23 protein-coding genes and 1 pseudogene are annotated in these 22,310 nt (G+C 56.0%); 7 read left to right on the top strand and 17 right to left on the bottom strand.

Translation table 11 applies throughout. The features are described from left to right. Positions 1 to 23 precede the first annotated feature (23 nt). The 7 genes from K9U38_RS08395 to K9U38_RS08365 all read right to left on the bottom strand — a co-directional run bounded on the left by K9U38_RS08395 (position 24) and on the right by K9U38_RS08365 (position 5,896). The gene (locus K9U38_RS08395) at positions 24 to 830 is read right to left on the bottom strand and encodes a phosphatidate cytidylyltransferase (protein ID WP_224494082.1); all 807 of its coding nucleotides are present in this window, start codon (positions 828 to 830) and stop codon (positions 24 to 26) included. A gap of 17 nt (positions 831 to 847) precedes the next feature. Beyond that, positions 848 to 1,567, bottom strand: a complete 720-nt coding sequence (locus K9U38_RS08390; RefSeq protein WP_224493897.1) for an isoprenyl transferase — start codon at positions 1,565 to 1,567, stop codon at positions 848 to 850. A gap of 43 nt (positions 1,568 to 1,610) precedes the next feature. Further along, positions 1,611 to 2,171: a ribosome recycling factor gene (gene frr, locus K9U38_RS08385; RefSeq protein WP_224493896.1), complete on the bottom strand. Its 561-nt coding sequence runs from the start codon at positions 2,169 to 2,171 to the stop codon at positions 1,611 to 1,613. 45 nt (positions 2,172 to 2,216) lie between these two features. After that, positions 2,217 to 2,939 carry a UMP kinase gene (gene pyrH / locus K9U38_RS08380; protein ID WP_224493895.1) on the bottom strand — a complete coding sequence of 241 codons (723 nt, stop codon included), beginning with the start codon at positions 2,937 to 2,939 and terminating at the stop codon, positions 2,217 to 2,219. Positions 2,940 to 3,039: 100 nt separating this feature from the next. Continuing rightward, a complete protein-coding gene (gene tsf / locus K9U38_RS08375; protein WP_224493894.1) occupies positions 3,040 to 3,963 on the bottom strand; it encodes a translation elongation factor Ts in 924 nt (307 codons plus the stop codon). A gap of 116 nt (positions 3,964 to 4,079) precedes the next feature. Then, on the bottom strand, positions 4,080 to 4,874 hold the full coding sequence (gene rpsB, locus K9U38_RS08370; protein WP_224493893.1) for a 30S ribosomal protein S2: 795 nt from the start codon (positions 4,872 to 4,874) through the stop codon (positions 4,080 to 4,082). Between the two features lie 197 nt (positions 4,875 to 5,071). Next, entirely contained in the window at positions 5,072 to 5,896 is an 825-nt protein-coding gene (locus K9U38_RS08365) for a cell envelope integrity EipB family protein (RefSeq protein ID WP_224493892.1), read from the bottom strand. Between the two features lie 118 nt (positions 5,897 to 6,014). Between K9U38_RS08365 and K9U38_RS08360 the strand changes: the two genes are divergently transcribed. The 4 genes from K9U38_RS08360 to K9U38_RS08345 all read left to right on the top strand — a co-directional run bounded on the left by K9U38_RS08360 (position 6,015) and on the right by K9U38_RS08345 (position 9,019). Beyond that, positions 6,015 to 6,479 (top strand): RidA family protein, encoded by a 465-nt coding sequence (locus K9U38_RS08360; protein ID WP_224493891.1) that lies wholly within the window; start codon positions 6,015 to 6,017, stop codon positions 6,477 to 6,479. A gap of 3 nt (positions 6,480 to 6,482) precedes the next feature. Further along, entirely contained in the window at positions 6,483 to 7,202 is a 720-nt protein-coding gene (locus K9U38_RS08355; RefSeq protein WP_224493890.1) for a glycerophosphodiester phosphodiesterase, read from the top strand. A gap of 114 nt (positions 7,203 to 7,316) precedes the next feature. Further along, positions 7,317 to 8,501, top strand: a complete 1,185-nt coding sequence (locus K9U38_RS08350) for a GNAT family N-acetyltransferase (RefSeq protein ID WP_224493889.1) — start codon at positions 7,317 to 7,319, stop codon at positions 8,499 to 8,501. Positions 8,502 to 8,584: 83 nt separating this feature from the next. Further along, entirely contained in the window at positions 8,585 to 9,019 is a 435-nt protein-coding gene (locus K9U38_RS08345; RefSeq protein ID WP_224493888.1) for an HIT family protein, read from the top strand. On the opposite strand, the gene K9U38_RS08340 is transcribed toward K9U38_RS08345, so the two are convergent. The 6 genes from K9U38_RS08340 to K9U38_RS08315 form a co-directional block, all read right to left on the bottom strand. Beyond that, a complete protein-coding gene (locus tag K9U38_RS08340; protein ID WP_224493887.1) occupies positions 9,016 to 9,945 on the bottom strand; it encodes a phosphatase PAP2 family protein in 930 nt (309 codons plus the stop codon). The two genes, K9U38_RS08345 and K9U38_RS08340, sit on opposite strands and share 4 nt — an antisense overlap. Before the next feature lie 79 nt (positions 9,946 to 10,024). Beyond that, positions 10,025 to 10,375, bottom strand: a complete 351-nt coding sequence (locus K9U38_RS08335; protein ID WP_224493886.1) for an AzlD domain-containing protein — start codon at positions 10,373 to 10,375, stop codon at positions 10,025 to 10,027. Next, complete coding sequence (locus K9U38_RS08330) at positions 10,372 to 11,133, bottom strand: AzlC family ABC transporter permease (RefSeq protein WP_224493885.1); 762 nt, start codon at positions 11,131 to 11,133, stop codon at positions 10,372 to 10,374. The genes K9U38_RS08335 and K9U38_RS08330 overlap by 4 nt, the downstream gene beginning before the upstream one ends. Positions 11,134 to 11,199: 66 nt before the next feature. Beyond that, positions 11,200 to 13,668, bottom strand: coding sequence for an ATP-dependent Clp protease ATP-binding subunit ClpA (clpA, locus tag K9U38_RS08325; protein ID WP_224493884.1), 2,469 nt, complete (start codon positions 13,666 to 13,668; stop codon positions 11,200 to 11,202). Between the two features lie 6 nt (positions 13,669 to 13,674). Beyond that, complete coding sequence (clpS, locus tag K9U38_RS08320) at positions 13,675 to 14,028, bottom strand: ATP-dependent Clp protease adapter ClpS (protein ID WP_224494081.1); 354 nt, start codon at positions 14,026 to 14,028, stop codon at positions 13,675 to 13,677. Positions 14,029 to 14,226: 198 nt separating this feature from the next. Beyond that, entirely contained in the window at positions 14,227 to 14,559 is a 333-nt protein-coding gene (locus K9U38_RS08315) for a phasin family protein (protein ID WP_224493883.1), read from the bottom strand. 245 nt (positions 14,560 to 14,804) lie between these two features. Here K9U38_RS08315 and K9U38_RS08310 point away from each other — a divergent pair, with 245 nt between their 5' ends. Continuing rightward, a complete protein-coding gene (locus K9U38_RS08310) occupies positions 14,805 to 16,175 on the top strand; it encodes an SPOR domain-containing protein (RefSeq protein ID WP_370631862.1) in 1,371 nt (456 codons plus the stop codon). Positions 16,176 to 16,224: 49 nt separating this feature from the next. Next, positions 16,225 to 16,494: a hypothetical protein gene (locus K9U38_RS08305; protein ID WP_224493881.1), complete on the top strand. Its 270-nt coding sequence runs from the start codon at positions 16,225 to 16,227 to the stop codon at positions 16,492 to 16,494. A 4-nt stretch (positions 16,495 to 16,498) separates the two neighbouring features. Here the strand turns inward: K9U38_RS08305 and K9U38_RS08300 are convergent, their stop codons facing one another. The 3 genes and pseudogenes from K9U38_RS08300 to K9U38_RS08290 all read right to left on the bottom strand — a co-directional run bounded on the left by K9U38_RS08300 (position 16,499) and on the right by K9U38_RS08290 (position 20,122). Then, positions 16,499 to 16,936, bottom strand: coding sequence for a DUF1489 family protein (locus tag K9U38_RS08300; RefSeq protein WP_224493880.1), 438 nt, complete (start codon positions 16,934 to 16,936; stop codon positions 16,499 to 16,501). A 161-nt stretch (positions 16,937 to 17,097) separates the two neighbouring features. Continuing rightward, positions 17,098 to 18,567 (bottom strand): annotated as a pseudogene (locus K9U38_RS08295) (nucleobase:cation symporter-2 family protein); the annotation flags it as partial. 154 nt (positions 18,568 to 18,721) lie between these two features. Beyond that, positions 18,722 to 20,122: an L-serine ammonia-lyase gene (locus tag K9U38_RS08290; RefSeq protein WP_224493879.1), complete on the bottom strand. Its 1,401-nt coding sequence runs from the start codon at positions 20,120 to 20,122 to the stop codon at positions 18,722 to 18,724. A gap of 214 nt (positions 20,123 to 20,336) precedes the next feature. Here K9U38_RS08290 and K9U38_RS08285 point away from each other — a divergent pair, with 214 nt between their 5' ends. Beyond that, on the top strand, positions 20,337 to 21,056 hold the full coding sequence (locus tag K9U38_RS08285; RefSeq protein WP_224493878.1) for a DUF599 domain-containing protein: 720 nt from the start codon (positions 20,337 to 20,339) through the stop codon (positions 21,054 to 21,056). On the opposite strand, the gene K9U38_RS08280 is transcribed toward K9U38_RS08285, so the two are convergent. After that, complete coding sequence (locus K9U38_RS08280) at positions 21,051 to 22,250, bottom strand: MFS transporter (RefSeq protein WP_224493877.1); 1,200 nt, start codon at positions 22,248 to 22,250, stop codon at positions 21,051 to 21,053. The two genes, K9U38_RS08285 and K9U38_RS08280, sit on opposite strands and share 6 nt — an antisense overlap. Between the last annotated feature and the right edge of the window lie 60 nt (positions 22,251 to 22,310).

The raw sequence follows: 22,310 nt of genomic DNA, 5'->3' as shown, positions 1-22,310 counted from the left end.
ACGACCCAATTGCGTTCAGCCGTCTAAAAAAGAATGTCGTAAGGTGTTTCCGGTGTCACCAGAATTGCACCGATGACGTATAGCAATGCCGCAGCAGCCACAAGACCATCAACCCGGTCCATCACACCACCGTGACCAGGAATAAGCTGGCTGGAGTCCTTTACGCCGAATCTCCGCTTCACCCACGACTCGCCGAGATCACCGATCTGGGCGATGATCGATAGCGCGAGCGCGATGAGCGGAATGGAAACACCACCGGCAGGAGCGACAAAAGCGGCGAGGCCCACACCCGCTGCCACGCCGGCTGCGGCGCCGCCAAAAGCGCCGGCCCAGGTCTTGTTCGGAGAAAAGCGTGGCGCTAGTTTTGGCCCGCCCAATGCACGTCCATTGAAATAAGCGAAGATGTCCGTCGCCCAGACAACGGCAAAAAGGAACAGGATCGCGGCAAAACCATCACCGGTATCGCCACGCAACAACGTCAACGCAATCGATGGGAACCCGGCATAGACCAGGCCGAAAGCCGGCCAGTAACCGAACTGCCTGCCGCCAAGCACAGCCACGAGAACAGCGCCCGCAAAGAGTATCCCCAGCATCAATAGGATATGTTGTGACAGCAGGAGCACGGCCAACACGATGATGAGACATACCCACGCAATGCCGCGCGTCACGGAAGTGGACCGGTCGGCAGTGATGAGCTGCCATTCGTAGAACATGCTGAGACCAATGGCGCAGGACAGAATTCCGAATGCAAGGCCGCCAAGCCACGTCAAGACGACAGCAATGGCTATAAGGACAATGGCGCTGAGAATGCGTTTTTGAAGGTTGCTCAAGCCAGCGCCGATCAAGGTCACAGAGCGATTTCCTGCGCTGTTACGCCGCCGAACCGGCGCTCTCGCATCTGGAACGTTTCGATCGCCTCCACCAGGTGGGAGGGGCGAAAGTCCGGCCAGTAGCAGGGCAGGAACATAAATTCCGAATAGGCTGCCTGCCATAGCAGGAAGTTGGATAAGCGCATCTCGCCACTCGTACGGATGATCATATCCGGATCCGGAATGTCGGCTGTGTCGAGCCGTGCCGAGATCGCCTCGGAGGTAATATCTTCGTGTGCAAGCATTCCTGACGACACGTCTGCCATCAGGCGCTGGACTGCTCGGGTAATCTCGTTACGTGAGCCGTAGTTGAAGGCAATAACCACTGTGAGGCCCGTGTTCCCCATCGTCAGCGTCTCTGCTTCGATCAACAGGCCCCGGATGTCCTTTGCCAGACCGTCACGTTCACCAATGATCCGTACCCGAACATTCTCCCGATGCAGATCGGCAAGATCGCGCCTGATAAAAAGCTTGAGCAATCCCATCAAATCCGAGACTTCGGAACGCGGCCTCGACCAGTTTTCCGACGAGAACGCAAACAGCGTCAAGAACGGCACACCCAGATTTCCGGCAGCCCGAATCGTTTCACGCAATGCTTCGACGCCAGCCTTGTGACCGGCCGTACGGGGCAGTCCCCTAGCCTTTGCCCAACGGCCATTTCCATCCATGATGATGGCAATGTGGCGCGGATTGGACATGACTTGGACCTCCAGTGGAAAGAATTGGGCGAAATGTCAGCCCTTAGACCTGCATGATTTCCGCTTCTTTGACCGCAACTACCTTGTCCATCTCCGAGATAGTGTCGTCCGTCAGCTTCTGGACCTTCTCGGACAGCACGCGGTTGTCGTCCTGGCTGATCGCGCCGTCCTTTTCGAGCTTCTTCAACTCGTCCATGCCATCACGGCGCACGTGACGCGCAGCAACCTTGGCATGCTCGACATATTGATGGGCGATTTTGACAAGCTCCTTGCGGCGCTGTTCATTCAGTTCCGGCAGTGGAATGCGCAGGTTATTGCCGTCTGTGATCGGATTCAGGCCGAGTCCGGATTCGCGTATGGCACGCTCGACCTTGCCGACCATGGATTTGTCCCAAACGGACACGGCAAGCATACGGGATTCAGGCACAGTGATATTCGCAACCTGGTTAAGCGGCATTTGCGAACCATAAGCCTCAACCGTGATAGGCTCCAGCAGGCTCGCTGACGCACGGCCGGTACGCAGGCCGTTAAGCTCGTGCCTCAGGGCCTGTACGGCACCATCCATGCGACGCTTCAGGTCGTTGAAATCGAGTGCATCACTCATACTCAATGCTCCTATATTCTAGGCGGGTTCACTGGCGGCAATCACTCAACTGTCAGAGACAACAGTTGCGCGCCCCTTACCCTGCAAAACTTCCGCAAACCCACCTTTTTCGTGGATTGAATAGACGATTATTGGGATATTGTTCTCACGTGCAAGAGCTACAGCAGTTGTATCCATCACGGCGAGCCCGCGATCAAGCACATCTTTGTGGCTCAGCCGGTCGAATCTCACTGCGTTCGGGACTTTTTTGGGATCAGCGGAGTAAATTCCATCCACCTGAGTACCCTTGAACAGTGCGTCTGCGCCGATCTCGGCAGCGCGCAGTGCCGCAGCCGAGTCGGTGGTAAAGAACGGGTTGCCGGTACCACCGGCAAAGATAACCACCTTACCCATGTCCATATAGGCGGTTGCCTGCCGTTGCGAGAATGTCTCGCACAGTTCCGGCATGGCAACAGCCGACAGCACCACAGTATCGATGCCGATTTTCACAAGCGAGGTGCGCAGCGCTAAGGAATTGATGACGGTCGCCAGCATGCCCATATGGTCGCCGGTGACCCGGTCGCCGCCCTTGGATGCTACCGCGACGCCGCGGAAAATATTGCCGCCGCCAATGACGACACCAACTTCCACGCCAAGAGCCCGCGCCTCAGCGATATCGGCGGCAATGCGGTCTGCAACGGCAACATCTATGCCGAACCCCTGATCGCCCATGAGCGCTTCACCGGAGGCCTTGAGCAGAACGCGTTTGTAAACAGCCGTGCCAGCCATGGAACCTCCCTCATCATTGGTTGCAAGATCGTCGCAAATTCCGGATACACGAAGGGCATCACGTTGTCACGCGATGCCCTTTGATTTCAGTCGTGTAAGATTACTTCTTCACAGCTGCAGCAACTTCCGCCGCAAAGTCGCTTTCTTCCTTCTCGATGCCTTCACCAAGAGCGAAGCGAACGAACGCCGTTATCTTGGCCGGTGCACCGATCGTCTTTTCCGCATCCTTGAGAGCAGCTTCGACTGTCAGATCGGGATTGATGACGAAAGCCTGCGAAAGAAGTACGACTTCTTCGTAGAATTTCCGCATACGGCCATCGACCATTTTCTCGATGATGTTCTCTGGCTTGCCGGACTGACGAGCCTGATCGGCAAAGATCGCCTTTTCACGCTCGACTGCAGCCGGATCGACTTCGCCCGAAGTCAATGCCAGCGGATTGGTCGCAGCAACGTGCATTGCGACCTGGCGGCCAAATGCCTGTGCGGCGTCTGCATTGCCGGCGGTCTCGATCGCAACCAGCACGCCGAGTTTGCCAAGGCCGTCGGAAACGCCGTTATGGATGTACGTTGCGACAACACCCTGATTGACCGAGAGGGCTGCCGAACGGCGGAACGACAGGTTTTCACCAATCGTACCAACGGCATCCTTGATAGTGTCGACGATCGACTTGCCCGTCGACGGATAGGTAGCAGCAGCAACGGCTGCGGTCGATCCGTCGGTGGTCAGAGCCACATTGGCAACATTGCGAACGATATCCTGGAAAGCGTCGTTGCGGGCAACGAAGTCGGTCTCGGAATTGACTTCGACCACGACTGACTTTGTACCGCTCGAAGCAACGCCAACCAAACCCTCGGCAGCAGTGCGGCCGGCCTTCTTGTCGGCCTTGGAGATACCCTTCTTGCGCAGCCAGTCAACGGCAGCTTCCATGTCGCCATTGGTTTCAGCCAGTGCGGCCTTGCAATCCATCATGCCGGCGCCAGTAAGATCGCGGAGTTCTTTTACCTGTGATGCAGAAATGCTCATTGTATCGCCTCTTCTCAAAGCGAAGGCATACTGGGGTAACCAGCATGCCAACTTTGCGGCGCATCATGCGCCAATTACTGTGTTTTAATCACCCGATAAGACGGGTGTATGAAGCCTCAAGCGGAGGCTTCACCTTCCTGTGCAGGAGCTTCGGCCGGAGCCTCCAGAGCTGGCTCTGCAGGAGCTTCTTCCTGGGCGCCCAGATCGATGCCGAGCGAGCCCTGCTGACGTGCGATACCGTCAAGAGCAGCCTTGGCAACCAGATCGCAATAAAGCGAGATGGCGCGCGAAGCATCGTCGTTGCCGGGGATCGGGAAATCAATCTGATCCGGATCGCAGTTGGAATCGATCACGGCAACAACCGGAATGCCGAGACGCTTGGCTTCCTGGATGGCGATCGCTTCCTTGTTGGTATCAATGATGAAGATCAGGTCTGGAATCGAACCCATGTTCTTGATACCGCCGAGGGCACGGTTGAGCTTCTCGCGTTCGCGGTCGAGGTTCAGGCGCTCCTTCTTGGTGAAGCCCTGTGCTTCGCCGGAAAGGAGTTCGTCAAGCTTGCGCAGACGCTGAATGGAGTTCGAAATCGTCTTCCAGTTGGTCATCATGCCGCCGAGCCAGCGAGCATTGACGTAATACTGGGCCGAACGCGTTGCCGCATCAGCGATGATGTCCGAAGCCTGGCGCTTCGTACCAACGAACAATACGCGGCCGCCACGGGCAACGGTGTCGGATACCTTCTGCAGCGCGCGGTGAAGCAGCGGAACAGTCTGGGCCAGATCAAGAATATGAATGTTGTTACGGTCGCCGTAAATATACGGTGCCATTTTCGGGTTCCAGCGATGTGTCTGGTGGCCGAAGTGAACGCCAGCTTCTAGGAGCTGACGCATGCTGAAATCAGGCAATGCCATCTCTTAACTTCCTTTTCCGGTTTAACCTCCACGGACATGAGGCGGGATACCCGCCACCGGAGGCCATATCGGATTTCTCCCGATATCAACCCAAAGCCCGTGTGTGGAATGAAGCGGCTGTTAATGGATAATCACGGCAAACGCAAGGGCATCCGCAATAAAACGCGAATTTGAGTGCCAGTTGCGCGACCCTGCCATCATTTCTGGCACTTTGGCATGTCGAATAGCTGGAGATTGACCAGCTTGCCTGTCATGGAGAAATCACCGTAGTCCATTTTCAGGTCCCGGGTGACGCCATTGCGGTACATCTTGAAATTGATCCGGTAACTCGGCAGGCCTTCTGACTTTTCGCTTTCGTCAAAATAGGCAATCGAAACAGGCCACGTGCTTTCCTTTGCAAGCGAGCCCATGTTCTTCACCTCTTCATCCGCATCCGAGACAGCCGACTTGCCTATGACCACAGTCGTTGCCATCACCTTGTCCGCATCTTCCGAACCATCGAACAGTTTAGTCTGGTAGAAAACTTCGCCCGCAAGCGCTTTTTCGATCAGTTGCTGCATATGGCGCGTCGGAAATTGCGACAGCTCAAGGTCTTCCCTGGTCGCTTCCGGCTTGGTCAGCGATATTTCCGTCCTGTCCCGGGACAGCGCCGCATCACCGCGCACTTCCTTTGTCAGGCTTTGGTCAACGAATGTCTTGTTGACGAAACGGAACTTGCCGCCATCACCCGACTCGAATGTGGTGGTCTGCTGATCGGTGACACGTTGCGGCTGCTCCTCCATGTCAACGCGGGTAACGAATCGGAAATTCGTCGTATAGCCCTCACAATCCGAGCCATTGAATTCATAGACCATGCGGCCGGTAAGGCCGGTTATGCCGCTACTGTCCTGCGCACTGTCCAGTTTCAGGTCATAAATCGCGCGATGCGGTACAAGAGTTGCTGTCCCTGCAGCATACGCCATTGTTGAGCCGGCGAAACCCAAGGCGCCGAGCGTGAAAATAAGGACATGTGAAACGCGCATTGACAAGATTCTCCAACATTCGAATGTGCATATTAAAAAAACTCTTGGCGGAAGCGAGGCAAAAATCGCAACTTCTTCACAATCGCATACGATTCCGAAATAGAAGGACACGGATCCCATGAGCAGCGTCATTGAAACACGTCTTAAGGAACTCGGCATCACGCTTCCGGTAGCAGCCGCTCCGGCAGCCAATTATGTGCCGTTTGCCCAAACGGGAAAGCTGCTTCTGACCTCGGGACAATTGCCGCTGGCGGAAGGGAAACTTGTGCATACCGGACTTCTGGGCAGAGAGCTGGGCGTCGAGCAGGGCCAGGAAGCGGCGAAAGCCTGCGCAGTCAACATTTTGGCGCAGGCGAAGGCTGCCCTTGGAGACCTGGAGAAAATTGCTCGCATCGTCAAGATTACGGTTTTTGTCGCGTCGACACCGGAGTTCACGCAACAGCACCTCGTCGCCAACGGCGCCTCTGATCTTCTTGTTGCCGTATTGGGTGATATCGGCCGCCACGCACGTTCTGCCGTCGGCACGGCCGCGCTGCCGCTGAACGCACCGGTCGAAATCGAAGCAATCATCGAGGTTCGCTGACCCATGGCAACAATTGACTGGTTGACGAAGGTTCCGATTGCGCACCGCGGTTTGCATGACCTCAACAGGCAACGCTGGGAAAACACGCTTTCCGCTTTTGACGCGGCCGCCAAGGCGGGCTTTGCCATTGAATGCGACGTACATCTGACTGCTGACGGCAAGGCAATCATATTCCATGACGAAAAGCTGGACCGCTTGACAGGCCAGCAGGGCAAGATTGATGCGTTAACAGCCGCCCAGGCCAAGAGCTTGCGGGTCGGCGGCACGAACGATCATGTGCCGACCCTGGCCGAGGCACTACGGTTGATTGGCGGCCGCGTTCCGATCGTCATTGAACTGAAAGGCATTCCCGGCCGGGATGACGGATTGGTGAAAGCTGTTGCGGACGATCTTTCGGGCTATGATGGCCTGGCTGCGATCATGTCCTTCGATCATCACCTTATTCGGGACTTCGGCAAGGATGCGCCCGGCATACCTGCCGGTCTGACCGCCGAAGGGTTGCGTGACAGGGAGCTGGAGGCGCATTTTGCCATGTTGGCCCATGGGATCGACTTTGTATCCTATAATGTTCATCACCTTGAAAACCGCTTTGTCGAATTCGTTCGCCGCAGACTTGGCCTGCCGGTCATCTCGTGGACCGTACGAAGTCTTGAAGACAAGGCGACCAGCGATCGATATGTCGACCAGATCACATTCGAAGGATTTGATCCGGGGGCAGCCTGAATTGCCGGCTGTCCCTGCCGCCTCTTGTAACGCCGGGAGGAATGCCTAGCTTACATCATAGGTTGCGCGGCTGGCTCATCACCCGCCGCCATAGTCAGGAAGCCGAATTCACCGATGCAGAAAGCTGATCGAGGCGATTTCTCCTTGCGCGTATGCGATGGGATCGGTGCATTCACGCAAGAAGAATGGTCCAGCCTTGGTGGAACTTCGCATAGTTCGCCTGACTACAACCCCTTCCTGTCGCATGCTTTCCTGTCGTCACTCGAAGACTCCGGTTGCGTCGCGCGCAGGGCGGGTTGGCTCCCGCAGTTCTTGCGGCTTGAGGATGACGGTGGAGCCCTGGTCGGAGCCATTCCGTGCTATCTGAAAAGCCACAGTCAGGGCGAATATGTCTTTGATCATGGCTGGGCCGATGCATTCGAGCGTGCAGGCGGACGCTACTATCCGAAACTGCAGGCCAGCATTCCCTTCACCCCGGCGACGGGTCCGCGTCTGCTGGTCAATCGCAATTGGAACGCCATTGCCGCAAGAATTGCACTTGCCAATGGATTGCGGCAACTGACCAACCAGCTCGGAATTTCATCCGCCCACTCAACCTTCGTCGATGATGATGATCTCCCGGCCTTCAAAGGTGCCGGGTTCTTGCACCGAATCGATCAGCAGTTTCATTTCCTCAACGAAGGTTATGCGAGCTACGACGAGTTCCTTGAGACACTCGCTTCACGCAAGCGCAAGGCGTTGAAGCGAGAACGCCGGGAAGCGCTTGCCAATGACATCAGGATCGAGCGCCTGACTGGTGATCAGATCACGACAGCGGTCTGGGACGATTTCTTTGCATTTTACATGGACACCGGGAGCCGCAAATGGGGCCGGCCTTATCTCAATCGCCAGTTTTACAAGCTCATAGGCGAGCGCATGGCTGACGACATCATGCTGGTGATGGCAGGGCGTGACGGGCGCTATATTGCAGGCGCGATCAATTTCATAGGTTCGGATCGGCTGTTTGGACGGCACTGGGGCTGTATCGAAGACCATCGCTTCCTGCATTTCGAAGTCTGCTACCACCAGGCAATCGACTTTGCCATCGAACGCAAGCTAAGCGTCGTCGAAGCCGGCGCCCAAGGCGAACACAAGCTGGCACGGGGCTACGTGCCGGTGACGACCAATTCGGTCCACTACATCGCCCATGAGGGCTTGCGACGCGCGATCGATGATTTTCTGAACCGCGAAAGAACCGATGTGGCGCTAATGGAAGAGATCTTGAACCATCATGCCCCTTTCAAAAAATCGGAACATTGACTGCATTCACCCGCAAACGCTTGACTGCGTAGCCAGCCGTGGCAAACATCGAGCCCGGATTCCAGATTTGACAGGTGCGCGATATGACCCAGCCCTATGACGACGACAACGTATTCGCAAGGATTCTGCGCGGAGAGATCCCGTCTTACAAGCTTTATGAAGATGCTGAAACCTATGCCTTCATGGATGTCATGCCCCAGGGAAAAGGTCATTGCCTGGTCATAACCAAATCACCCTATCGGAATATCCTCGATGCGGACCAAGGCAAACTTGCAGCGGTCATAGCAACGACGCAACGCGTGGCTCAGGCGGTAAAGAAAGCCTTCGATGCCGACGGTGTTACGGTCATGCAGTTCAATGAGCCTGCCTCCGGTCAGACGGTATTTCACTTGCACTTTCACGTCATTCCGCGCTTTGAAGGTATCCAGCTGAGGCCGCATACCGGCCAGATGGAAGATCAGGGCGTGCTTGCGGCAAACGCTGAAAAGATCAGGCAGGCGATGCCGGGAGCCAGCTAAACAGGTAGCTCGATGAGCGTTTTCGATCGTTGAATTGCACGCGGCCTGTAGAGCCACCCGGCAATATACCAGCTTCCACCAGCGACCGCGACGCCTCCAATGACATCCACCAAATGGTGTCCACCTTCCACAGGTGTGGCCAAGAGAATGAGCACGTTCAACGTGAGAATGGGCCCGAACCACCAACCGACTCGAAAGAAAGCAAGTATGAGAAGAGTAGAAAGTGTTCCGTGATAGGATGGAAAGGCAATCAACCCCTTCATGGAATCCAAAGACACAAGCCGCTCTCCTCCAGTACGCAAATCAAAGAAGGTTTGCTTGTAGTCCAGGTCTACGACCGGGTGATGACTTCCCCAGAACGAATCCACAGGCCTAATCGTCGCCAGCGCTCCTGCCGATGGCAGGATACCGGACACGATAATACATGCCAATGCGCCCAGCATGACCGCGGTCACAAATTGTTGGGTGCGCTCGGTCCTGCCTGCAAGGCCAAGAACAATGACTGCCAGAGCCACTTGAGCGAGCGTCGTCAGATAAATCACCGAACATAGCAGACCAAGCAGCGGCCTTTCGCTCACATAGCCAACATAAGCAGACCAGTCAAAGCCAAGAGCAGCATCTAAAGTCACCAGCTGCGCATCGATCAAGGGTCGATCGAGCGACGTTACCAAATAGCTCAAAATCGCAGCCGCTGCGGTAAAAGAGAGAAGAATAGCTGTTTCCGCACACACCAGTTCAAAGGCTTGCATCGGCCGCCAGACTCTGTAGATGACAGCCACTATCCCGAAAAAGGCGGTGACTGCGAAAACTCTGAGAACGCCTTGCCCTTCCAAATGAAAGTCAGTCAAAGCAATCCAAATCGCGTCAATCGCCAATATTCCAATGATGATGGCCACTTTGTAGAAGGTCTGAACATCGGATTTCATCGACGGCTCCCGGATCAAATTAGCGGAAGCCTATCCTGCGCAAATGTGGATCACGTTAAGCGATTGCCTTAATTTAAAACTAAAGGTCTAAGCTGAGGCCGCTTATCAAGATGACCTCAGCCACCAGCACACCAACAATGACGCGTCGTCCGAGGCCGAGATACGCGGCAAAGCCGACGGCAGCAGCGCCAACGCGCAGGAACATCGATGACCCGGCCAGCGATCCGCTGGGATAAAGGATGAGCTGTGCAATAACGCCTGCGACAAGTGCGGTGGCCATAGCACGCACGACAACCAGCGCCTCCGAATCCTCGCGCACGCGCCCGCCGATCAGGACGCCGATCCATCGCCAGATATCGGTTGGCAGCCAGCCCGCAAGAAGGATGAAAACGTAGGGCCACCACCAGGTCGACAGGCTCTGCCAGGTCACGCAGCCCTCCCCCTCGCCTTGGTCAAGCGCAGATAGATCACGGCAACTGCGCCGCCAGCAAATCCGGTAAGAAGCAAATCATAGGCAGGCGCGATGTAGTGGATCGCGGGAAACAGCAGCAGTCCGGACACCATGGCGACATGCACCGTGCGGTCGCGCGCCGAACCCCAGAGCGAGGCCAGAAAGTACATCGGCGTCAGAAAAAACAGGGCCGCGAAAACGAGGGGTGGAAAATCGGTCGAAAAATAATAGACCAGCCCAACGACCAAGGTATTAACCGTCGTGAGTGTTATTCCAAGGCCGGCGAAATAACTTGTACGCATGTTCACGGGAACGTTGCGCAGATGTTCCATTCCGAGCACCCACGCTGTGACAGCGATGAAGTGGGAAAGGAACAGGAGGACGAGTTTGCGCGATTTCGGCCCGCGCAGTTCGGGCACGAAGGCGGCCACCATCGGAACGAACCGGATCGAGGACAGCGCCACGGCGATCGCTGCGCCCAACAACGAATAGCCTCCGGAAATGGCGCCGATCAGGACGATGTTGGCGGGCAATGCCCAGATCATCGCAACCATGAACATGGCTTCGACGACGGTCATACCGCTTTCACTGGCAAGTCCCGCAAAGCCCACATGAGCCGTCATCAGGATCAGCGCGGGAACACTTGAGACCATTGCCGCGCCCGACAGGAACCACGACAGCCGCGTTCTCAGGTCTTCGGTATCCGATCGGGAAGAAGGAAATTCGGAATCAGCCATGCTTCCAGCGATAAAGGGAAGAACGCACGCCAGCAAGAAAAAGGCCGCCCGTGGGCGGCCTTTTGTCTACTTCTTGCGCGGTACTTTCGGCACGGAAGCCTTGCGCGACAGCGGAGTAGATTGTCCGGTGACCACTGTGTCGGCGCCTGCCTTTTCAAGCACCGGCTTCTTGGGTGTCGGCTTCTTTTTAGCCGCAGGTTTCTTTTCTACGGGGATTTCCTTCTTCGGCTTCACCACCACTTCATCGGCGACATAGTCGAGAACAAGTCCCTGAGACCCGTCGGGTTTCGCTGCAACGGAGACACGGACCGTGCCGCCCTTCCTCAGCTTGCCGAACAAAACCTCATCAGCGAGCGGTTTCTTGATGTGCTCCTGAATGACGCGGCCGAGAGGCCGGGCACCCATGCGGTCGTCGTAGCCTTTTTCAGCAAGCCAGGCGATTGCCTCCGGCTGAAGATCGAATGTCACGCCGCGATCGGCCAACTGGGCCTCAAGCTGGATGACAAACTTCTGCACGACCTGGTGGATCACCGGCACGGGCAGCGCACCGAACGGAATGATCGCATCGAGACGGTTGCGGAATTCCGGCGTGAACAGCCGGTTTATCGCTTCCATGTCGTCACCTTCGCGGCGCGATGAACCGAAACCGATGGCGGCTCGTGCCATGTCGGAGGCACCGGCGTTGGTCGTCATGATCAGGATCACATTGCGGAAGTCAATTTGCTTGCCGTTGTGATCCGTCAGCTTGCCGTGGTCCATGACCTGCAACAGGATGTTGAACAGATCAGGATGTGCTTTCTCGATTTCGTCGAGCAGCAGGACACAGTGCGGATGCTGGTCGACGCCATCGGTCAGAAGGCCGCCCTGGTCGAACCCGACATAGCCGGGAGGAGCACCGAGCAGGCGCGATACCGTGTGACGTTCCATGTACTCGGACATGTCGAAACGAAGAAGCTCCACGCCGAGCGACGCTGCCAACTGCTTTGCAACCTCGGTCTTGCCGACGCCGGTCGGGCCAGAGAACAGATAAGAGCCGATGGGCTTTTCCGGTTCGCGCAGGCCGGCCCGTGCTAGCTTGATTGATGACGACAGAGCTTCGATAGCCAGATCCTGGCCGTAGACGACGCGCTTCAACTCCGCTTCAAGATTGGACAGCACGGCTTCATCATCTTTTGAAACTGTCTTCGGCGGAATCCTGGCCATCGTGGCAATAGTTGCCTCGATCTCCTTGACACCAATCGACTTTTTGCGTTTGCCCTCTGGCAACAGCATTTGGCTCGCACCCGTCTCATCGATGACGTCAATTGCCTTGTCTGGCAGTTTGCGATCGTTGATATAGCGGGCAGACAGTTCCACTGCCGATTTGATCGCCTCGACCGTGTACTTGACCTTGTGGAAGTCCTCGAAATAGGGCCGCAATCCCTTCATGATCTCGATCGCATCGGGGATGGAGGGCTCGTTCACATCAATCTTCTGGAATCGGCGCACGAGGGCCCTGTCCTTCTCGAAGAACTGGCGGAACTCCTTGTAAGTTGTTGATCCGATGCAACGAATCGATCCCGACGACAATGCCGGTTTCAGCAGGTTCGACGCATCCATTGCCCCACCAGACGTTGCACCCGCACCGATGATCGTATGAATTTCATCGATGAACAGGATCGCACCAGGAAACTCTTCCAGTTCCTTGATGACCTGCTTCAGGCGCTCCTCGAAATCACCGCGATAGCGGGTCCCAGCAAGCAGGGTGCCCATATCGAGCGAGAAGACGGTAGCATCGTGCAGCACATTAGGCACCTTGCCTTCAACGATTCGCTTGGCAAGTCCCTCGGCGATGGCTGTCTTGCCGACACCCGGATCACCCACGTAAAGCGGGTTATTCTTTGACCGGCGGCACAGTATCTGAATCGTGCGGTTGATCTCCTGGTCACGTCCGATCAGCGGATCGATTTTGCCGGCCTTGGCGCGATCATTGAGGTTGTTGCAATAGGCGGTCAAGGCATCCTGTTTCTTCTTGGTGCCTTCATCCGACTCCGAGACATGGTTGTCTTCGCTATTGTTTTCCGTCCCCAAAGGCGTGCGCGGCTCGGAAGCTCCCGGGCGCTTGGATATGCCGTGGGAAATATAATTGACCGCGTCGTAGCGGGTCATCTGCTGTTCCTGCAGGAAGAACGCCGCATGGCTCTCCCGCTCGGCAAAAATCGCAACGAGGACGTTGGCGCCGGTCACTTCTTCGCGATTGGAAGATTGGACATGAATGACTGCGCGCTGGATCACACGCTGAAAGGCCGCAGTCGGCTTGGAATCCTCGTCGTAGCCTGTGACAAGGTTATCCAGTTCATGATCAACATAGTCAGTCACAGTCCGAGTCAACTGAGCAAGATCGACATTGCAGGCGCGCATGACACTGCTCGCGTCCTGATCATCGATAAGCGCCAGCAGCAAATGCTCCAGCGTTGCATACTCATGATGATGCTCATTCGCGATAGTCAGCGCCTGATGGAGGGCCCGCTCCAGACTAGGTGAGAAAGATGGCATGAAACCTCACTTTTTCTCCATCACGCATTGCAGCGGATGTTGGTTTTGCCGCGCATAATCCATGACTTGGGTCATCTTGGACTCCGCGACCTCATAGGTAAAGACACCACATTCTCCTACTCCATGATTATGCACATGAAGCATGATGCGTGTAGCATCTTCTCTGTTCTTCTGGAAAAACCGCTCCAGAACATGAATGACGAATTCCATGGGAGTGTAATCGTCATTGAGAAGCAACACGCGATATAGGCTAGGTTTTTTCAGTTTGGGTTTGGTCCGGGTAATAACAGCCGTTCCCCGGCCGGGACCGTTGCCGTTACCCTTGTCCTCGTTTTGCATGATGGGTGACAACCGCTTCATCTCATCCGATACCCGCATCCTGATAGTTCTGTGTCGTTCATTGCATTCTATGTAGGTCGCAATAGCTCGATTTTAAGCCCTCTCCTGAAGCTTGCAATATGAAGTTGCAGTTGCACAGTCCGAATTGGCCTTGTGAAATAAAAAAGTCCGGTTGCGCGGGCAACCGGACTTTTGAATGCACTCAGAGAAGAGTTGCCTTTACTTGACAACCTTCGCTACCACGGCTTCGTACGGCTTATATGCTTCTTTGGCCAGGTCTGCATAAAGCTCTCCAAACTTGGCTGCCTGAGCGACAAAAGTCTCATAAGCCTTCTTGGAGAACGCATTATTGGTTTCGAACGCCTGCTCTGGTGACTTCGTCGAAGCGAGCTTTTCAATCAGGGCGGCCCCTTCTTCGAAAGACTTTTTCGAATAGTCCGCAGCCTCATTGGCGATGGTCTGCAACCCTTGAGAAAGGGCCGAAACGCTCTTGATTGCACTGTTGACGAATTCCTTGCTGGAATCGTTCAGGGTTTCGAATGGAGTTGCCATCGTAGTTCCTTCAAAGGTTGAATATTTCTGTTGCCATTCATTTAGTGTGCACTGCACAAAAAGTCAAATTTTTTGTGCAGTGCAGCAATTATATAAATATTAAACAAAACGCCCCGGAAATGATGAACACTCCGGTTACCATAAAGGGTTTAGTAACGCTGTTGCGGCTAAGGTTTCCGCATCCATCCTGATGCATCACGATCGTCAGAAGAAACTCTACGCGCATATTCGAGCAGGTGTTGATTGTGCATTACCAAGCCCGCCAAGGTTCCAAACTCGTACAAAAATTGGCTCATGCATTCGTTGCTCTGGCAATCTTTTCGGGGTTAAGCCTCTCCAGCACGAGTGAGGCCTTGGCGAACGCGAAAGCCGCGGCGATCGTGGTGGATGCCAATACGGGCAAGACCCTGTATTCGTCCAACGCGGACGCCCAGCGCTTTCCAGCGTCGCTGACGAAGATGATGACGTTGTACATGCTGTTCGATGCCATGGCCTCGGGCAAGGTGTCCAAATCGACCCCCATTCCGGTTTCGGCCTACGCCGCCAGTCAGCCGCCTACGAAGATCGGCTTTCGTCCCGGGCAGTCGATCAGTGCCGAAGCAGCAATCCTTTCCTTGATCACGAAGTCGGCCAACGACTCTGCCACAGCCATTGGCGAATACCTTGGCGGTTCGGAACAGCGCTTTGCCGTAATGATGACCAACAAGGCACGCCAGCTCGGCATGCGCAACACAACCTTCCGCAATGCGAACGGTCTGCCAGATCCGCAGCAGCGCTCTTCCGCACGTGATCTGGCGTTGCTTGGCATCGCGCTTCGCGAGCACTTCCCCCAATACTACGACTATTTCTCAACACGTAGCTTCAGCTATCGCGGGCGCCGCATCGTTGGCCACAACCGCCTGCTTGGCAAAGTGCGCGGCGTTGATGGAATCAAGACAGGGTACACCCGCGCCTCTGGCTTCAACCTGGTGAGTTCCGTGCAGGTGGATGGCAAGAAGCTGGTGGCGGTCGTCATGGGCGGATCAAGCGGCGGTGCCCGCGATGCCCAGATGGCAAAGCTGATTGAACAATATCTTCCGGCCGCATCGCGGCGTGACGGCGGCAATCTGATTGCCTCGCGCAAGAACAGCAAGGTCAATGTGGCAGCGCTGGAATTGCCGGACAATAGCGATGCCCCGGTTCCCGTTCAACGCGAAACAGCCGCACCACAGCCTGCCGAGGTGGTCACCGCATACGCCGAGCCGGCACCGGCCCCCTCACCGGCAGCGCAAGTATTGGCCGTTCCCACCCCATCGCCAAAGCTTGAAATCGCCGAGGGGGACACGGCCGAGGTCGACCCTGTGACAACCTCTTCTGCATCTGCCGGTGGCTGGATGGTGCAAATCGCTTCCGTCGGCAGTCCCGAAGAGGCCAAGGCAATGCTGTCCAAAGCAGCGGCCTCGGTTGGTGGACCTATCGCCTCTCTGTCTCCCTATACGGAGAAGTTCCAGAAGGGATCGACCACATATCATCGCGCTCGATTTGCAGGCATCGCCTCTGCCAAGGCAGCCAACAACGCATGCGCCGCGCTCAAGCGCCAGAATTTCAACTGCTTTGCGATTGCACCGCAATCATAAGGCACATGTACCGAAAGACCCAGTTTGTATAGCGTAGAGGGTTTTGCGAATGTCCATGACTACGGAAATACAGCGTCAGACTGGACCGTCTGGCAAGGAAACCAGGACAATTCTTGGTGGGATTCAGGCATTGCAGCAGGCAGCCTTACGGCTGGCAGACCTGCGGCACGGCAATGCCGCCTTCAAGACCATGGATCTCGTCAATGTCCTTCTCTGCCAGGCAGCAAGGACGCGTCGGGCCGCCATGCCGCCGGTCCGGCTGCGCATTCGATCTGACAGCCGCAATGGTGTGAGAGCAGTGCGGTTGCGGGTTTCCTGACGGCTTAGAGCAGCCCCAACGAAGCCAACTCGTTCCGCAGTTCTGGTGGCAACTTGGCGCGGCCATTCTTGCCCTGGCCCTCATCGATCGGCGCATCCTCGCTCGTCAAATAGCGCCACCCCTGAAATGCCCGCCGCGGCTGCCATTCAGTCGGGATGATCCGAGGCTCCAGAACGAGGTGGCAGCGCGAAATGCCCTGATCGTCGGTGAATGTCCTGATATCGGTGAGCCGTTGGCGGCACTGGATATTGCCCTTGATGACCCAATAGAGGGAACCGCCGTCAAGTAGGTCTTCAATACGTTTTGGCACCATGCGGGTCGTATGGAACTGTTCGGCCGACAGGCCGGCGCGCCTCCGCTCGTCGAGCCGAAAATCGATCCATGCAGCGAGATCCTCGATCGCCGTACAGCCGACACACAATTTCACCAGATGAAGCGCCATGACCCAGCATTTACGCTTTCAGGTTGTGGCGTCAACCACAACCCGCCATTTCTCCACAGTCCGGGGCGCCACTGCTTCGCCCTCTGACGCAGCCCTCAGTGAGAATGGCTGGCTGCGACAGCGATCCCAGCCGATCTCCCATGGCCCGTTGCGGAGACGGTATGAGAATCCGGAGCGACCACCGGCACTTCGACACCGTTTGCATCATAAAGCTTGCCGTTGAGGAAATAGTCGCCCTCATGCAGCAGGGCGATATCCTGATAACGCAATGTGCGTTCAGTACCCGCAACAAAGACGGACTGTTGGTCCGAGTTGCCTGTTGTCAGGTGATTGAACACAAGGTTCAGTGTAATGGCCATGATCGCCGCTGAACTGATGCCGGAGTGGAAGATTGTGGCAAACCAGGCCGGGAACTGATCGTAAAAGGTAGGCGAAGCAATCGGGATCATGCCGAAACCGATCGACGTCGCAACGATGATCAGGTTCATGTTGTTGCGATAATCCACCTTGGACAGCGTACGAATACCGCTTGCCGCCACCGTTCCAAACAAAACGATGCCCGCACCACCCAGGACCGATGCGGGAACTGCAGCGACCACCCTACCCATGACAGGTAACAAACCCAGCGTGACGAGAAACAGACCACCGGTTGCGACGACATAGCGGCTTTTGATGCCTGTCACGGCGACCAGGCCAACATTCTGCGCAAAGGCACTTTGCGTGAATGAGCCAAACACGGGTGCAATGAGACTGGAGAGCATATCGGCGCGGAGACCGTCGCCGAGGCGTCGTGAATCAACCTTGGTCTCGATAATCTCGCCCACGGCAAGAATATCCGCCGACGTTTCCACCAACGTGACCATGATGACGATAAACATCGAGATAATCGCTGCCAGCTGAAACGTCGGATAGCCAAAATGGAATACGGTCGGGAATGCCAGAAATGGACCTTCGCTCACCTTGGAGAAGTCGGTCATGCCGAGACAGTAAGCGATGGCGGTGCCGATGATCATCGCCAACAGGATTGAAAGGCGCGAAATCGATGCACGTCCCAGCTTGCTCAACAGCAAGACGATGACGAGCGTCAGTGCCGCCAGTTCGATATTCGCCATGCTGCCAAAATCCGGCGCGTTGCTGTTACCACCCATCGCCCACCGCGCTGCGACAGGCATGAGCGTGAGACCAATGGTTGTAATCACAATTCCAGTGACCAGCGGCGGGAAAAAACGCGTAATTCTTGAGAAAAGCGGTGTGATCAACAGGCCGATCAATGAGGCCGCCATGACAGCGCCCAAGACAGCCCCCATCCCGCCATTACCGACGATCGCAACCATCGTTGCGACCCCCGAAAATGATACGCCCTGAACGAGAGGCAGGCGGCATCCGAAGAAAGGCAGCCCCAAGGTCTGGAGCATGGTCGCCAATCCGCCTGCGAAGAGAGATGCCGTAATCAACAGCCCGATCTCGCTGGACGACAGGCCTGCCGCCTGCCCAAGAATGAGCGGCACAGCGATGATCCCGCCATACATGGTCAGTACGTGTTGCAGGCCGTAGGCCAGGTTGGCTCCAATGCCCAGGTTCTTGTCTTCAGGTCGCTGGTCTGTCGAATTCCCAATTGAGTTTGATGCCAAGGTAGTGTCCTCCCAATACCTTTGTGCAGCCCAACCAGATTTTGCTGATCAGGCGGTACAGAACTATGGCAGTTTTTTTGGCGAGGACTGTATTTGATTTCTTGAAAGTGTTTTCGTCAACGGGCCGGTATTTGCGCCCGCCTCAAAACGGCTCTCAGCACTCGACGACGTTGACCGCCAGACCGCCAAGGCTGGTTTCCTTATAGCGCTCGTTCATGTCGACACCGGTCTGACGCATGGTTTCGATACAGGCGTCAAGCGGCACGAAATGTGTACCGTCCCCTTTGACAGCCAGCGAGGCGGCTGTCACAGCCTTGACCGCGCCAAGCGCATTGCGCTCGATACAGGGAACCTGGACGAGCCCCGCAACGGGGTCACAGGTCATGCCCAAATGATGTTCAAGGGCAATTTCAGCGGCATTTTCGATCTGTTCGGGCGTCCCGCCGAGAACGGCAGCGAGCCCAGCCGCCGCCATTGCCGATGCCGAACCCACCTCACCCTGGCAACCGACTTCCGCGCCGGAGATGGAAGCGTTGTGCTTTATGACGCCGCCGATTGCGGCCGATGTCAGCAGAAAGTCACGAATGCCGTCTTGATCGGCATCGTCATGGAAATGCAGATAATAGCGCAGGACTGCCGGGACGACCCCCGCCGCACCGTTGGTGGGAGCAGTCACAACGCGGCCGCCTGCCGCGTTCTCCTCATTGACCGCCATCGCGTAGACCGACAGCCAATCATTGGCGAGCAGCGGATTGATACGGTTCTGCCGCCATTCTTCCTGAAGCCGGTCGTGCAGATAGCGGGCCCGGCGTTTGACCTTGAGTCCGCCAGGCATGATACCTTCCTGTTCCAGACCGCGATCGATGCAAGACCGCATTGCAGACCAGATACGATCGAGCCCGGCATTCAGCTCGTCACGGCTCATGAACATCTCTTCATTGCGCCGCTTCATCTCAGCGATCGAGAGGCCGCTCTCCCCCGCCATCTTCAGCATCTGGGCAGCATTGGTGAACGGGAACGGGACCTGCGCTTCCACTTTGGGTGCCGTCCTGGTTCTTGCTGTCTCCAGCTCCTCCTCCGTGACGACGAAGCCGCCACCGATTGAATAGAAGATGCGTCGCAACAGGAGCCGGTCGTCGACATCATAGGCTTCGAAAGCCATACCATTGGCGTGTCCGGGCAATGGCGTCCGCCGATCCATGATGAGATCGGTTGCAGGATCAAAGCGATAGGACGGATGGCCTTCGGGTGAAAGACGCTTGTTCTTCGTGACCGTCTCCAGCAACGAATCCATCTCGTTTGGATCGACGGTCGCTGGCAGCAGGCCACAAAGACCAAGGATGACGGCACGGTCGGTGGCATGGCCAACCCCGGTAAAGGCAAGTGAGCCGTGCAAATGGACGCGCAATCTGTCGACCTTGACGCCAGTCGGCCGTGGCCATTGGCCGTTCTTGAGCTCTTCAAGGAACTGCCCGCCTGCAGTCATTGGTCCCATCGTATGGGAACTCGAAGGGCCAATGCCGATTTTATAAAGATCGAAAACCGACAGGAACATCCAATTACCTCAGTTAGGCGAATTTAAATTCATAATGGCCCGTCACCGGCAATCGCCGCAGCCCGAGACCGACCTGGCGTTGCGTTTCTACGACATAGGTCTGCCAGAACAAAAGTCAAAAGAAAACGTACATGCGCCGTTGTTGATGCGATTTGCCAAGAACGGGAATTGACGTACATTCGCAGGCGAAAATTGCGTTTTACCGAGAGAAGACATGGAACCTGTCCCGAACACATCCTATTGGCTCGATGTCCTGGCTCTCGCCTACTTCTTTATCATCTGGATGGTCTACTCGCACACCACGGCAAACGGCTTTGCCGGCAGGAAATCGCTGACATACGAGATGAACGAGGCCCGGCGTCAATGGATGACGACGATGTCGACCCGCGAATTGCGCATGATCGACACCAGCATCATGCTCGGCCTGCAGCAGGGAACCGGCTTTTTTGCATCAACATCAATCCTGGCAATTGGCGGATGTTTCGGATTGCTGAATTCCTCTGGCCGGGTCCTTACCCTCTTTCATGATCTGCCGCTGCTTGGCGAGACCACGCAGCAACTGTTCGAAACAAAAATCCTCGGACTTCTCGTGCTGTTTGCCTATGCGTTCTTCAAATTCGCCTGGTCCTACCGGCTCTTCAACTATTGCTCGATTCTCATTGGCGGCGTTCCAATGGCGCGCGACCGGGGCGCTGACGATCCGCTGGTCGTTGCAGGCGTCAATCGCGCGGCGGGGATCAATATTCAGGCTGGCGAGCATTTCAATAGCGGGCTTCGCGGCATTTTCTTTTCCATTGGCTATCTTGGCTGGTTCCTGCACCCCCTGGTGTTCATGGTCACCACAACGTTGGTCGCGATCGTTCTGTTACGCCGGCAATTCTTCTCCAGGGCACGCGATGTGCTGATGAAAAACAGCGTGAATGCTGGCCTATAGGCCGCGCGGCAAATAACGCCAGACGAAGAGCGAGGTGAAGATCATCAACAACGACAGTGCGATGAAGATGGCGCCGAGCTGGAAAAATGTCAGGATGATTGAATAGAAAAACGCGGGCAATATCTCGGAGAAATCGAGGTAGGTTCTGTAGACGGCGGTCATCTGTGCCCTTTCGTGCGGGTGAACAGCGCGGATGAAGGTTGCAGATCCGAGCGTGTCGATGGCAACGCAAAAAAACGCGCCTACCAACAGCATGATCGCGGCCAGCATTGGGTATGTTTGACCCGCCAGACCCGCACCAATCAGTGCCAAGGCAAGCAGCGTGAACACACCTGATATTGTGCGCATCAGTCCCTTGGACATGCCGACTTTGCCCCAGAATATCGAACCCAGCAGGAACAGGTTGCCGAGGGACACCAACAGACCGCCCGCAAGTGTTCCCTGTCCTGTCGCCACCATCAGGATGGGGCCATATACAAAGAAAGTGCTCCAATAGCAGGATCGTGAAAAGGCGATCAGCCATGCCAGGCGAAGCCGTGGTTGCACGACAAAACGCCGTACATTGGCAATCGGATTGGCTGGACGGCTGGGCCCCTTCTGCAGTGCAGGGTTGTCGCTGAGTCGAAAATACCAGAAGAGTGTCAGCAGCAGCAGCGAAAAGCCGATCGACACAAGAAATGGAGCGATCAACCCAACACGGGTGTAGAGGAAAACACCCAGAAACGGACCGCCAGTCCATGCAAAGGTCGCTGTGGCCATCCGTACGGATTCGGCGCGGACCAGTTCACCCTTCTTGATGTGATCCATGATGTAGAGGCTGAGCGTGATGGAAAGCGTCCCTGCCCCGAAGGTGCGCAGAAACAGCCCGGCAGCCTGCCCGGGAAGAGTGTCGAGCGAAAAGGCACAACAACCAAGGATCAGCGATGCGGTGCCGGCCGTATAGACCCACCTGCGTGGAATGCGCACGATCAGCAACGGGATCGACAAGGTAGAAATGAGGCCCAGCAATGACATGCATGTGTAGAGGATACTGACACTGCGCTCGCTTTGCAGGAGCTCGAAGGTCTGGATCGGCACGACACTCGTGATGATCGCACGCGCCATCGATTCGATACCAAACAGGATCGCAAACACCCGCGCAGTCGGACGCTTGGCTGTCGTAATCCAAATGGGATGGCGTACCTGATTGATCACTTTATTAACTTCGGGGGATGATTCGAGCGTCAAGGAGAGTTTCAGACGCGCAACCACCGA

The organism is Phyllobacterium lublinensis, from assembly GCF_020164435.1.
Lineage (GTDB): Bacteria > Pseudomonadota > Alphaproteobacteria > Rhizobiales > Rhizobiaceae > Phyllobacterium > Phyllobacterium lublinensis.
This window is presented reverse-complemented; position numbering and strand designations above follow the sequence as displayed.

What these genes read in the sequence shown, in the direction of transcription:
- K9U38_RS08390 (WP_224493897.1), bottom strand. Translation starts at nt 1,567, where the DNA reads ATGTCCAATCCGCGCCACATTGCCATCATCATGGATGGAAATGGCCGT.
- frr (WP_224493896.1), bottom strand. Translation starts at nt 2,171, where the DNA reads ATGAGTGATGCACTCGATTTCAACGACCTGAAGCGTCGCATGGATGGT.
- pyrH (WP_224493895.1), bottom strand. Translation starts at nt 2,939, where the DNA reads ATGGCTGGCACGGCTGTTTACAAACGCGTTCTGCTCAAGGCCTCCGGT.
- tsf (WP_224493894.1), bottom strand. Translation starts at nt 3,963, where the DNA reads ATGAGCATTTCTGCATCACAGGTAAAAGAACTCCGCGATCTTACTGGC.
- rpsB (WP_224493893.1), bottom strand. Translation starts at nt 4,874, where the DNA reads ATGGCATTGCCTGATTTCAGCATGCGTCAGCTCCTAGAAGCTGGCGTT.
- K9U38_RS08365 (WP_224493892.1), bottom strand. Translation starts at nt 5,896, where the DNA reads ATGCGCGTTTCACATGTCCTTATTTTCACGCTCGGCGCCTTGGGTTTC.
- K9U38_RS08360 (WP_224493891.1), top strand. Translation starts at nt 6,015, where the DNA reads ATGAGCAGCGTCATTGAAACACGTCTTAAGGAACTCGGCATCACGCTT.
- K9U38_RS08355 (WP_224493890.1), top strand. Translation starts at nt 6,483, where the DNA reads ATGGCAACAATTGACTGGTTGACGAAGGTTCCGATTGCGCACCGCGGT.
- K9U38_RS08350 (WP_224493889.1), top strand. Translation starts at nt 7,317, where the DNA reads ATGCAGAAAGCTGATCGAGGCGATTTCTCCTTGCGCGTATGCGATGGG.
- K9U38_RS08345 (WP_224493888.1), top strand. Translation starts at nt 8,585, where the DNA reads ATGACCCAGCCCTATGACGACGACAACGTATTCGCAAGGATTCTGCGC.
- K9U38_RS08340 (WP_224493887.1), bottom strand. Translation starts at nt 9,945, where the DNA reads ATGAAATCCGATGTTCAGACCTTCTACAAAGTGGCCATCATCATTGGA.
- K9U38_RS08330 (WP_224493885.1), bottom strand. Translation starts at nt 11,133, where the DNA reads ATGGCTGATTCCGAATTTCCTTCTTCCCGATCGGATACCGAAGACCTG.
- clpA (WP_224493884.1), bottom strand. Translation starts at nt 13,668, where the DNA reads ATGCCATCTTTCTCACCTAGTCTGGAGCGGGCCCTCCATCAGGCGCTG.
- clpS (WP_224494081.1), bottom strand. Translation starts at nt 14,028, where the DNA reads ATGAAGCGGTTGTCACCCATCATGCAAAACGAGGACAAGGGTAACGGC.
- K9U38_RS08315 (WP_224493883.1), bottom strand. Translation starts at nt 14,559, where the DNA reads ATGGCAACTCCATTCGAAACCCTGAACGATTCCAGCAAGGAATTCGTC.
- K9U38_RS08305 (WP_224493881.1), top strand. Translation starts at nt 16,225, where the DNA reads ATGTCCATGACTACGGAAATACAGCGTCAGACTGGACCGTCTGGCAAG.
- K9U38_RS08300 (WP_224493880.1), bottom strand. Translation starts at nt 16,936, where the DNA reads ATGGCGCTTCATCTGGTGAAATTGTGTGTCGGCTGTACGGCGATCGAG.
- K9U38_RS08290 (WP_224493879.1), bottom strand. Translation starts at nt 20,122, where the DNA reads ATGTTCCTGTCGGTTTTCGATCTTTATAAAATCGGCATTGGCCCTTCG.
- K9U38_RS08285 (WP_224493878.1), top strand. Translation starts at nt 20,337, where the DNA reads ATGGAACCTGTCCCGAACACATCCTATTGGCTCGATGTCCTGGCTCTC.